This window comes from Algoriphagus aestuariicola, assembly GCF_017254835.1.
GTDB classification, from domain to species: Bacteria; Bacteroidota; Bacteroidia; order Cytophagales; family Cyclobacteriaceae; genus Algoriphagus; species Algoriphagus aestuariicola.
The window spans coordinates 24,153-36,176 of the sequence record NZ_JAFKCW010000003.1 but is presented as its reverse complement, the minus strand read 5'-3'; the positions used below and the strand labels follow the sequence as shown (position 1 = coordinate 36,176).

The 12,024-nt window shown below is 47.3% G+C and carries 11 protein-coding genes; 8 read left to right on the top strand and 3 right to left on the bottom strand.

All coding sequences use genetic code 11. From position 1 onward, the window contains the following. Position 1: 1 nt before the first annotated feature. Entirely contained in the window at positions 2-1,075 is a 1,074-nt protein-coding gene (locus tag J0A67_RS12690; RefSeq protein WP_206569742.1) for an LptF/LptG family permease, read from the top strand. Continuing rightward, a complete protein-coding gene (locus J0A67_RS12685; protein ID WP_206569741.1) occupies positions 1,076-1,993 on the top strand; it encodes a DMT family transporter in 918 nt (305 codons plus the stop codon). A 5-nt stretch (positions 1,994-1,998) separates the two neighbouring features. Here the strand turns inward: J0A67_RS12685 and J0A67_RS12680 are convergent, their stop codons facing one another. The 3 genes from J0A67_RS12680 to ispE all read right to left on the bottom strand — a co-directional run bounded on the left by J0A67_RS12680 (position 1,999) and on the right by ispE (position 3,436). Then, the gene (locus tag J0A67_RS12680; protein ID WP_241265185.1) at positions 1,999-2,289 is read right to left on the bottom strand and encodes a type II toxin-antitoxin system PemK/MazF family toxin; all 291 of its coding nucleotides are present in this window, start codon (positions 2,287-2,289) and stop codon (positions 1,999-2,001) included. 28 nt (positions 2,290-2,317) lie between these two features. Then, positions 2,318-2,560 carry a ribbon-helix-helix domain-containing protein gene (locus tag J0A67_RS12675; protein ID WP_206569739.1) on the bottom strand — a complete coding sequence of 81 codons (243 nt, stop codon included), beginning with the start codon at positions 2,558-2,560 and terminating at the stop codon, positions 2,318-2,320. 69 nt (positions 2,561-2,629) lie between these two features. Beyond that, positions 2,630-3,436, bottom strand: a complete 807-nt coding sequence (gene ispE / locus J0A67_RS12670; protein WP_206569738.1) for a 4-(cytidine 5'-diphospho)-2-C-methyl-D-erythritol kinase — start codon at positions 3,434-3,436, stop codon at positions 2,630-2,632. Positions 3,437-3,965: 529 nt separating this feature from the next. On the opposite strand from ispE, the gene ilvD reads away from it, so the two are divergent. The 6 genes from ilvD to leuC all read left to right on the top strand — a co-directional run bounded on the left by ilvD (position 3,966) and on the right by leuC (position 11,980). Continuing rightward, entirely contained in the window at positions 3,966-5,654 is a 1,689-nt protein-coding gene (ilvD, locus tag J0A67_RS12665) for a dihydroxy-acid dehydratase (RefSeq protein ID WP_206569737.1), read from the top strand. Positions 5,655-5,658: 4 nt separating this feature from the next. Then, the gene (gene ilvB, locus J0A67_RS12660) at positions 5,659-7,353 is read left to right on the top strand and encodes a biosynthetic-type acetolactate synthase large subunit (protein ID WP_241265184.1); all 1,695 of its coding nucleotides are present in this window, start codon (positions 5,659-5,661) and stop codon (positions 7,351-7,353) included. Between the two features lie 9 nt (positions 7,354-7,362). Continuing rightward, positions 7,363-7,863 carry an acetolactate synthase small subunit gene (gene ilvN, locus J0A67_RS12655; protein WP_206569736.1) on the top strand — a complete coding sequence of 167 codons (501 nt, stop codon included), beginning with the start codon at positions 7,363-7,365 and terminating at the stop codon, positions 7,861-7,863. A gap of 135 nt (positions 7,864-7,998) precedes the next feature. Further along, the gene (gene ilvC / locus J0A67_RS12650) at positions 7,999-9,042 is read left to right on the top strand and encodes a ketol-acid reductoisomerase (protein ID WP_206569735.1); all 1,044 of its coding nucleotides are present in this window, start codon (positions 7,999-8,001) and stop codon (positions 9,040-9,042) included. A 20-nt stretch (positions 9,043-9,062) separates the two neighbouring features. Next, a complete protein-coding gene (locus J0A67_RS12645; RefSeq protein ID WP_206569734.1) occupies positions 9,063-10,571 on the top strand; it encodes a 2-isopropylmalate synthase in 1,509 nt (502 codons plus the stop codon). A gap of 2 nt (positions 10,572-10,573) precedes the next feature. After that, a complete protein-coding gene (gene leuC, locus J0A67_RS12640; protein ID WP_206569733.1) occupies positions 10,574-11,980 on the top strand; it encodes a 3-isopropylmalate dehydratase large subunit in 1,407 nt (468 codons plus the stop codon). The last annotated feature ends 44 nt before the right edge of the window (positions 11,981-12,024 follow it).

The following is a 12,024-nucleotide window of genomic DNA, read 5'->3' as shown; positions in this document are numbered from 1 at the left end:
CATGAAGATTCTTGACAAGCTGATCATCAAGGAATTTCTGAAGACCTACTTCTTTGTGGTCGTTATGCTGATCCTGATTGTTCTAGTTTTAGACTTCACGGAAAAGAATGACACCTATATCCGCAACTCGGTGCCAGCGGGAGAGATATTGAGGTACATGGGCAATTATGGCCTCTACCTCAATAACCTGCTCACTCCAATCACGGTTTTTATCGCAGTCATCTTTATCACATCCAAGATGGCCGGGAGAACCGAGATCGTGGCGATTCTGAGCTCTGGAGTCAGTTTTGTGCGTATGCTTCGTCCGTTTCTACTGGGGGCGGCGATGATCGGGGCGGTCAGCTTTTTGATGAACGGGTGGATTCTGCCTGGTGCCACGGCGGGGGTTTCCCGGTTTAAGATTGCCTATTTGGACAAAGGCAGGGCTTCGTCCGATCCAAATATCCATATCAAAGTAGGTCCAGATTCCTACGCATTTTTGACTCGATATTTTAAGGCCAATAATACGGGCTACTATTTTACCCTTGAAGAGATCAAGGACGGGGAGTTGTTGGCAAAGCTTTCTGCGGATAGAATCCAGTGGGATACGGCTAAGAATGTCTGGAGGCTGGAAAACTGGAAACTTCGAAAACTTCAAGAGCGAGGGGAAGATTACACCGTCGGAAAAGAACTCGACACGGTTTTGTCTATTTCTCCGGAGGATTTCAACCTTCCGGAGAATCATCATGAAACCTTGAAACTCCCCGAACTAAGTAGGCAGATCAAGGTGCTGGAAGAGCGAGGCGCCGACAACGTGAATTTTTATAGAATAGAGCGCTACGTGCGTCTGATGTCGCCTTTTGCAGCATTGATTCTGACTTTTATCGGAGTGATCATGTCAGCCAGAAAGACACGGGGCGGCTCAGGTTTCCAGATTGCCATGGGATTCTTGCTGGCTTTTGTATACATTCTGCTTTTCATCCTTTCCAGGACTTTTGCTGAAAACGGCACCCAATATCCTATTCTCGCCGTCTGGCTGCCGAACATCCTTTTTGCGCTTACCGGCCTGGTGCTCTACAAAACCGTCCCTAGATAGATGGTCGGAAAGGCGACGATTCGAGACTATTTCATGCTCCATTTCATCGTGTTGATCTGGGGTTTTACGGCTATCCTGGGACTTCTCATCAGCCTGCCTTCCTTGGAATTGGTTTTCTATCGAACCCTGATCGCGGCTGTGGGTATGGTTGCAGTCTGTTTTTTTAGAAAAAAGCCACTTCTCGTCTCTTGGCCTGCCATGCTCAAGATCACCGGGGTTGGCGTCTTGATTTCGCTGCATTGGATTTTCTTTTTTTGGTCTGCTAAGCTGTCCACCGCGTCCGTTTGCTTGGCGGGTATGGCCACCACCTCGCTTTGGACGGCATTTGTGGATCCTTTTGTCAACAGAACGAAGATCAAATGGTATGAAGTTGCTTTGGGATTGCTGGTGATTTCGGGTTTGTTGGTGATTTTCCAATTTGAAAGCGGGTATTGGATTGGTCTTGCCATGGCTTTGGTTTCTGCGTTCTTGGGAGCCTTGTTTTCCGTGTTGAATGGTCGGTTGACGCGAAAGCACAGTCCTTACCAGATTACCTTTTATGAGATGGCTGCTGCCTGTGTATTTGCTTTCGCTTTTATGCCTGTGTACGCTGCTTTTCTCACAGAGGGACAGCCCTTGCAATTGGGTTGGAAAGGGTCGGATTGGTTGTGGTTGTTGATTTTGGGGGGAGTTTGTACCGTTTATGCTTTTTCGGTTTCAGTAGAGCTGATGAAAAGGCTTTCGGTTTTCACTATCAACTTGACCGTGAATCTCGAGCCGGTGTACGGGATAGTTTTGGCGGTGTTGATTTTTGGAGAGAGCGAAAAAATGACCCCGCAATTTTACCTGGGCACGCTAGTGATCCTCGTCTCGGTGCTCCTCTATCCTTTGCTGAATTTTTGGAATAAAAGGAGAAAGCCTGTAAGACCGCTAGGCTAAAAGTCTCAAAGGGTGGTAAGATCATTCAAAGTGCCTAAGGCCATATTGAGTTCTTCTTTCTCAACTTCTCCTATTTTTTCGATCAGGCGCTGTTTAGAGACTGAGCGAACATGAAAAACCAAAAGTTCAGAAATGACTTTTAAGCCATTTCTCCCTGACGGATTCAGGATTGGGTTTCCATGGTAATTTTTGATTTTGGATGTGAGTGGTGCGGCGATGACTACTTGTAAAAACTTGTTCATCAGGTTCCCGCTAAGTATCACCACAGGCCGTCTACCTGCTTGTTCAGAACCCATAACAGGGTTTAGGTCAGACATCCAAATCTCACCCTGCTTCACCTTCTATCTGTTTGAGGTAGGTGTCCATTCCTTCTTCTGCCACAGCCAATATGTCTTCGTCTTGGGCGGTGGCGCCATAGGATTTGACGTATTCGGCTCGTTTCAGATGTTCAAGATACAGGTTGAGCGCATTTTCCATTAGCTTGTTTTTGGGAAGCGAAAGCTTCTTTGCGTAGTCCGTAAGCCTTTGGAGCAGTTCGTCTGGAAGCGTGGAAGTGAAAGTTGCCATTGTGTTTTATATTAATAAATTACAAATATAAATAATGTTTTGGTCGCTAATGATTTGAAAATGAATTTTTTAAAGATCGGCCTCGAAGACAAAATAGCTTCCCTTCCAGTCTGTTGCTTTGGGTTTTTCCTCAAACAATCCAAAGACCGAGGAACCAGAGCCGGACATCGCGGCGTAGAAAGCGCCTAAATCGTACATTTTACTTTTGATCTCACTGATTTCCGGATAGCGGCCAAAGACGCTGACTTCGAAATCGTTCACAAGCTCTTCCTTCCACCGAGAGCGATCGGCTATCACTTCCTCCAAGGCCACTTTGGCAGAAGTTGGTGTTACTCCTGCGTATGCTTCTTTGGTGCCGACATGGATTCCGGGATTGATGAGCACTAGGTGAATTCCTTGTAAGGATAAATTTATCTCCGAGAGTATTTCCCCACGGCCACGAGCGATTTTTGGTCTGTTTTCGATGAAAAAGGGGCAGTCGCTTCCAAGTTGGGCAGCGTATTCTTCCAGGAAAAAATCATCCAGATGTAAATCGAAAAGATTGTTCATCAGCTTGAGCGCAAATGCACCGTCAGCCGATCCTCCACCCAATCCAGCGCCCATAGGGATGTTCTTATGTAGATGCATATTCAAATTTGGCAGCCCCGGAAAGTCCTTTTTGAGGAGTTTTTCCGCTTTGAGGATCAGATTGTCTTTGGGGTCTCCGGGTATGGGTAGGCCTGTCGAAGTCCAAGCGGACTTCTTATCAATGATCATCTCCAGCGCGTCGAACAGAGGAATTGGGACCATGCAGGTTTCGATGTCATGGTATCCGTCTTTGCGTTTCGCTGTGATATGGAGGCCCAGGTTGATTTTTGCATTGGGAAAGCTGATCATGGAAAAGATGTTTGGACAAAAATAATCGAATAAGATTCAGAAAGAATTCTTGTTTCCTCTTTGAAAATTCCCTAATCTTTCCGATAAATTTTAGGTATTTATCAGTGTATCATTTTTTTTCTTAAATAAAAGAGAATAAATTTTCGAAAAATTTGAATATTCTCGAAATCGATACAAAATTTCGACAAATCTCTTTTTTTACGCGATTTTTCAAAAATTGATTTTGAATATCGGATAAAATCAATATAATATTTCATAAAAAATATTTTTTCCTAATATTAAAATTTGTGAAGAACGAATTGCGAAGAATTAAATATTGTAAGTCTCAAGATTGGGTTTTAATATTGTCGTGTGATTCGCAACCGAAGCATCAAACCTCAAACCGCGATATGTCTTTACCTCTGGTCGTCCTCCTAAGCTTTATTATTCTCGTCGGATTTTCGAAGTGAGGCACTAGACCATTATAATCCAGTATATAAAAATCTAAAGTGCCTCACCGACCTGAGGCACTTTTTTATTTAGCATAAATATGACCCTAAGCAATCTTAAGAAATACAGTTGGGAAATAAGCGACAACGACGAACATCCGGCGGGCAAAGCCATGCTTTATGCCACTGGCTTGAGCGACAAAAAGATGAAACAGCCTTTTGTAGGGATAGCGAGTTGTGGCTATGAAAGTAACCCCTGCAATATGCACCTCAATGACTTCGCCGGTCTGATCAAGCAATCCTCCCAGGAATATGATCTGACCGGTTTGGTTTTTAATACCATCGGTATTTCCGACGGCACATCCATGGGAACTCTGGGAATGCGCTATTCTTTGGTTTCCAGGGAGATCATCGCCGATTCCATCGAGTCCTTCATCCTCGGTCATTCCTTCGATGCCTGCATTGCCGTGCCTGGCTGTGACAAAAATATGCCCGGGGCGATCATGGGATTGTTGAGAACCAATCGTCCTGCGATCGTGCTTTACGGTGGTACCATCGCCTCTGGTCACTACAAAGGAGAAAAACTGAACATCGTGTCGGCATTTGAAGCGTTTGGAAAGCGCGTGCAGGGCACCATTTCTGACGAAGATTATGACGGGGTGATCCGCAACGCTTGTCCTGGCAAGGGTGCTTGTGGAGGAATGTACACCGCCAACACCATGAGCTCGGCGATCGAGGCGATGGGGATGTCTCTTCCTTACTCCTCCTCTTATCCTGCAAATTCTGCAGAGAAACTGAGAGAATGCCAAGAAGTCAACAAATACATGCGGATTCTCCTGGAGAGAGATATTAAACCGAAAGACATCATCACCCGCAAAAGCATCGAAAATGCGGTTCGAGTGACAATCGCTTTGGGAGGAAGTACCAATGCGGTTCTGCACCTTTTGGCTATTGCCAAGACCGCCGAAGTCGATTTTACCTTGGAAGACTTCAAGGCAATCAATGCGACAACACCGATGTTGGGCGACTTCAAGCCTTCCGGAAAGTTCATGATGGAAGACCTTCATGAGCAGGGAGGACTCCCTGCATTCATGAAGTACTTCTTGGACAAAGGATACCTTCACGGTGACTGCATGACAGTGACCGGCAAAACATTGGCTGAAAACCTCGAGAATATAGATGCCATCGTCCCTTCGATGGTCAATGTCATTCATCCAGTGGAGTCCCCGCTGAAGAAAACAGGACACCTCTGTATCCTAAAGGGGAATCTCGCACCGGAAGGTGCTGTGTCCAAGATCACGGGAAAAGAAGGAACCTCCTTTACTGGACCCGCCCGAGTATTTGATTCCGAGCAGGAAGCCAATGACGCGATCCGTGATCATCAGGTCAAATCCGGTGATGTGATTGTGATCAGAAGCGTCGGCCCTAAAGGTGCTCCGGGAATGCCGGAGATGCTAAAGCCAACTTCGATGATCATCGGGGCAGGGCTTGGCTCTGACGTGGCGCTGATCACCGACGGGAGATTCTCCGGTGGGACGCACGGATTCGTCGTAGGACACGTTACTCCTGAAGCTTGGAGCGGCGGGCCGATCGGGCTTTTGAAAGACGGAGATATCATCACTATCGATGCCGATGGCTTAAATTTGTCAGTCGATGTGTCGGAGGAAGAATTTGCAAATCGCCGCAGCACCTGGTCTCCCCGCCCAATCGAAGGGCTTCAAGGAACACTCAAAAAATACAACAAACTTGTGGCAACCGCTTCTGAGGGTTGCGTAACAGATAAATTCTAAGCCTATGAAGGACATGATGATCAGAGGTGCGGACATAGTTGTTCGGTCACTTATCGCAGAGCAGGCGGAGGTTATTTTCGGATATCCCGGAGGAGCCATCATGCCAGTTTACGATGCGCTCTACGACTATCATGAGCAAATCAAACATGTATTGACCCGACACGAGCAAGGCGCTATTCATGCTGCTCAGGGCTATGCAAGAGTCTCTGGCAAAGTCGGAGTCTGCTTAGCTACTTCAGGCCCAGGGGCAACCAACCTCATCACTGGTTTGGCTGACGCTCAAATCGACAGCACGCCGTTGGTATGTATCACCGGTCAGGTAGCAGCGCATCTGTTGGGAACTGATGCTTTTCAAGAAACTGACGTGGTCGGTATTTCGATGCCAGCTACGAAGTGGAATATTCAGGTTCGAAGAGTTGAAGATATAGCCCCAGCTATCGCAAAAGGCTTTTTCATTGCCCGTTCTGGTAGGCCAGGGCCGGTTTTGATAGATATTACAAAAAATGCCCAGACGGATTTTGGAGAGTTTAACTACGTTCCCTGCTTGGGATTCAGGTCTTACAAAACCTACGAGCCGGTAGAAAAAACGAAAATCCAGGAGGCTGCCGAGCTAATCAACAAGGCCGAGAGACCTTATTTGCTTTTTGGGCAAGGCGTCGTTTTGGGAAAAGCAGAAGCTGAGTTGAAGTTTTTCCTCGACAAATCCGGGATTCCAGCTGCTTCGACGCTGTTGGGCTCAGGCGCCTTGCCTCAGGACCATCCAAATTATGTTGGGAAATTGGGTATGCATGGAAACTACGCCCCAAATATGCTTACCAACCAGTGCGATGTCCTCATTGCGGTTGGGATGCGTTTTGACGACCGGGTTACTGGCGATTTAAAGCGCTATGCCAAGCAGGCAAAAGTCATCCATCTTGAGTTGGATCCAGCAGAAGTCAACAAGAATGTGAAAGCAAATGTCGCTGTGGTTGGTGATTGCAAGGAAAGTCTTTCTATGCTGACTGCGGCAATTGAAGCCAAAAAGCATGAATCCTGGATGGCTCGTTTCCGTGAATTTGAGCAGCAGGAGAAGGCTGCGGTAATGCAACACGATATCACGCCTACCAAACTTGGCTTGACTATGGGTGAAGTCATTCACCAGATCAACCAATACAAGGCTGACGATGCGGTTTTGGTAACTGACGTTGGGCAGCACCAGATGATCGCCTGGAGGTATTTCAACTACAAGAAGTCGAGAACCCAAGTGACTTCAGGAGGTTTGGGTACCATGGGTTTTGCACTTCCGGCGGCGCTGGGGGCACAATTGCACGATTATTCTCGTCAGGTCATTTGCGTAGTTGGTGACGGGGGGATCCAGATGACTATCCAAGAGCTGGGTACGATCATGCAGACCAAAGCGCCGGTGAAAATTGTGTTGTTGAATAACAACTACCTAGGAATGGTGCGCCAATGGCAGCAGATGTTCTTTGACAAACGCTATTCGTTTACAGAATTGGACAATCCGGAGTTTATCAAGATTGCCGAAGCCTACAATATCAAATCCCAGAAAGTTTCTGATCGGGCCGACCTGAAGGAGGCCATCGAAGACATGTTCATTCACGACGGGCCGTTCTTTCTGGAAGTGGTCGTCGAGAAAGAGGACAACGTATTTCCGATGATAGCCACGGGCTGTTCGGTAGAAGAGGTAAGACTTAGCTAATCCCAACCTATGAAGCGTTACACCATTTTCGTCATTACCGAGAATTTCATCGGAATTCTCAACCGGATCACCATTATTTTTACCCGCCGTGGGATAAATATTGATGCTCTTACGGCTTCGGAAAGCCGTATTCCAGGAATTCACCGAATCACCATCGAGGTGACGGCCAACGAGGACACGGTCATCCAACTCGTCAATCAGATCGAGAAGATCATCGATGTAATCAAGGCCTTTTATCACGAAGATGAGGGAGTGGTCTATCAGGAGATCGCACTGTACAAGATTCCCGTCTCCCGTTTGGACGGGGGCTTGGAAAAGATCATCCGCCAGCACAACGCTAAAATAATCGCAGCCGAGCCGGAATTTGTGGTATTGGAACTCACGGGGCACAAGGAGCAAACCCAGGAGCTGCTGGAAATCCTCAAAGGCTACGGCCTGCTGGAATTTGCAAGATCTGGAAGGGTGGCGGTGGCCAAGCGCATGCTTACCATAGAATCATTCATCAAGTAATTATTTCAATCGAAGCAACGACAAACTATTAAACCTTATATCATGAAATCGAGCGCGGGGAGGTTCTTCCGCCTTTAAGTTGATCCTAAGCCATGCGAGATTCCATATAGCCTTCAAAAATCAAACTATAAACTTATGAAATTAAAATTCGGCACAGTTGAAGAAAACGTAGTAACCAGGGATGAATTTCCATTGGAAAAAGCCCGCGAGGTGCTCAAAGACGAAGTGATCGCAGTAATTGGTTACGGCGTACAGGGACCTGGACAGGCGCTCAACCTGAAAGACAACGGCTTCAACGTGATCGTGGGCCAGAGAAAAGGCTCTAAGACTTGGGACAAAGCCATCTCTGACGGCTGGGTGCCAGGTGAGACCCTGTTTGAAATCGAAGAAGCCTGTGAAAAAGGCACCATTATTCAGTTTTTGCTCTCTGACGCAGGCCAGATTACCCTTTGGCCAACTGTCAAGAAGCACCTGACTCCTGGCAAAGCGCTTTATTTCTCCCATGGATTTGGCGTGACTTACAAGGAAAAGACCGGCATCATCCCTCCAGCTGACATTGATGTGATCTTGGTGGCTCCAAAGGGTTCTGGTACTTCTCTGAGAAGAATGTTTGTAGAAGGTCGTGGATTGAACTCATCCTATGCGATCTTCCAGGATGGAACTGGCAAAGCCAAAGACCGTGTTATCGCTTTGGGTATTGGAGTTGGATCTGGATACTTGTTTGAAACTGATTTCTACAGAGAAGTGACCTCCGACTTGACTGGAGAAAGAGGTACCCTGATGGGTGCGATCCAAGGGATCTTTGCAGCGCAGTACGAAGTGTTGAGAGCAAATGGTCACACGCCATCCGAAGCTTTTAACGAAACCGTAGAAGAATTAACCCAATCTTTGATGCCTTTGGTAGCCGAAAACGGAATGGACTGGATGTATGCCAACTGCTCCACTACGGCCCAGCGAGGCGCATTGGACTGGTGGAAGCCTTTCCGTGACGCAACTAAGCCGGTTTTCGAGGCTCTATATGACTCGGTGAAGACAGGCAAGGAAGCTCAGAAGTCCATCGATTCCAACTCCAAGGCAGATTACAGAGAGAAGCTTGAGCAAGAATTGAAAGAGTTGAGAGAGTCTGAAATGTGGCAGGCCGGCGCGGTCGTCCGTCAGTTGAGACCTGAGAATAACTAAAACCCCAAACCCCAAATATTATGAGTGACAAGCTGTGGATTTTTGATACAACCCTGAGAGATGGGGAGCAAGTGCCCGGGTGTCAGCTGAATACCCAGGAGAAGATCGTGGTTGCCCAGGCCCTAGAGGCCCTAGGCGTGGATATTATCGAAGCAGGCTTCCCGATTTCAAGCCCGGGGGATTTCAACTCGGTGCAGGAGATTTCTAAGGCTGTTTCCAATCCGATCATTTGTGCACTGTCCCGTGCTGTAGAAAAAGATATCGAAGTAGCAGCCTCAGCGCTCAAATATGCGAAGAAGGGACGGATTCACACCGGTATCGGTGTATCTCCCTACCACATCCAATACAAACTCCGCTCCACCCCCGAGGACATCATTGCCCGGGGCGTGGCGGCGGTGAAGTTTGCCAAAAAATTTGTGGAGGACGTGGAATTTTACGCCGAGGATGCGGGACGTTCAGAGCCGGATTTCCTTTGTAAGATCATCGAGGAGGTGATCAAGGCAGGTGCTACGGTAGTCAACATCCCGGATACTACCGGCTATTGCCTTCCTGAGCAATACGGAGCGATCATTGCCAGCTTGAAAAACAATGTGCCCAACATCGACAAGGCCATCATCGCTACCCACTGCCACAATGACCTCGGTATGGCAACTGCGAATACCATTTCAGGCGTGCAGCATGGAGCCCGTCAGGTAGAAGTCACCATCAACGGCATTGGCGAGCGAGCCGGGAATACTTCAATGGAAGAAGTGGTGATGGCGATTAAGTGCCATAAGTCGATTCCGGTTTACACCGATATTGTCACTCCAAGAATCTACCAGACCAGCCGATTGGTATCCAAACTGATGAACATGCCAGTACAGCCCAACAAGGCTATCGTAGGTAGAAATGCATTTGCTCACTCATCCGGTATTCACCAAGATGGGGTTTTGAAGCATAGAGAAAACTACGAGATCATCGATCCTAAGGAAGTTGGTGTGGATGAATCGACTATCGTATTGACAGCCAGATCTGGTAGAGCGGCATTGAAGCACCATTTGGACGCTTTGGGTGTCGAACTGGAAGGTGAGGAATTGCGAGAAGTCTATGAGGCATTCTTGATTTTGGCGGACTCCAAAAGAGATATCGGACGCAAGGATTTGCTGGAGTTGGTTGGAAAATACATGGATGAGTCCAATTTCATCGAGTTGGAGCATGTTAGCTATTCTTCAAATGGCTCTATCAATGCCCAAGTAAGCTTGAAGATTGGAAATGAGCTTCACACAGCTTCCTCAAGTGGCGTTGGGCCTGTCGATGCTGTCCTGAAATCCATTGAGAAAATTGTTAAACCTCAAGTGGATCTCGAGGAGTTCCTGATTCAGGCCATTACCCATGGAAGCGACGATGTGGCCAAAGTACACATGCGTCTTATCAAATCGGACAAACCTTATTATGGTTTTGCCTCAAACAAAGATATCGTATTGGCCTCAGCGCAGGCTTTTGTCGATGCCCTCAACAAAATACCGGTCAAGGAATACGCGACTGCATAATTATGGAAAAGACAACATTATTTGATAAAATCTGGGACTCACACGTAGTCAAATCGGTACCTGCTGGCCCGGATGTATTCTTCATCGATAAGCATTTTATCCATGAAGTGACCTCTCCTGTCGCATTTCTTAACCTTGAGAAGCGAGGCATTGGAGTAAAATACCCTCACCGTACGATCGCTACTCCAGATCACAATGTTCCTACAGTGGATCAGGATCAGACGATCAAAGACAAGCTTTCTCGCATGCAAGTGGAAAAGCTTCGTGAGAACTGTAAGAAATACGGAATCGAGCTGCATGACTTGGGTTCTGCCCACCACGGGATTGTTCACGTGATCGGTCCAGAGTTGGGGGTGACTCAGCCTGGAATGACTATCGTATGCGGTGACTCCCACACTTCCACGCATGGTGCCTTCGGAGCGATTGCTTTCGGAATCGGTACTTCTGAAGTGGAAATGGTCTTGGCGACGCAGTGTATCATGCAGTCCAAGCCAAAGAAAATGAGAATTTCTGTAGAAGGCGAGCTTGGCAATGGCGTGACATCCAAGGATATCATCTTGTACATCATTTCCAAAATTTCCGCAGCAGGAGCTACAGGCTATTTTGTGGAATATGCAGGTTCTGCAATCAGAAATTTGAGTATGGAAGCAAGAATGACCATCTGCAACATGTCCATCGAGATGGGCGCACGCGGTGGCTTGATCGCTCCTGATGATACTACATTCAACTACCTGAAAGGTAAGCAATATGCTCCAGCTGGAGAGGAGTGGAATCAGGCTGTAGCTCATTGGAAAACGTTAAGAACGGACGATGGTGCTACTTTCGACAAAGAATACCACTATGACGCCGCAGACATCGAGCCGATGATCACCTACGGAACTAACCCAGGAATGGGAATCAAAGTGGTGGGTAGTATCCCGACTACAGAAGGAATGGAAGGATCTAACAAGACCTCTTACTTGAAGTCTTTGGACTACATGGGCTTTGCTCCGGGTGAGTCAGTGAAAGGTAAGCAAGTGGATTACGTCTTCGTAGGTTCTTGTACTAACGGTCGAATCGAAGATATCCGCTCAGTTGCTGAATTTGTAAAAGGCAAAAGAAAAGCGGACAACATCACTGCTTGGATTGTTCCTGGATCTCGCGAAGTGGAGAAACAGGCGTACGAAGAAGGCTTGGTGAAAATTTTGGAAGATGCAGGATTTGAACTGCGTCAGCCGGGTTGCTCTGCGTGTCTCGCCATGAACGATGACAAGATTCCTTCTGGAAAACTGGCAGTGTCTACTTCCAACAGAAACTTCGAAGGCCGTCAGGGTCCAGGCGCAAGAACAATGCTTGCTTCTCCGTTGACGGTAGCAGCAGTAGCTGTGACAGGTATGATAACTGACCCAAGAGAAGTATTTCCCAATTAAGAAATATGAAGCGAGAAGTATGAATGGAGAAGCACGGCTTGCCC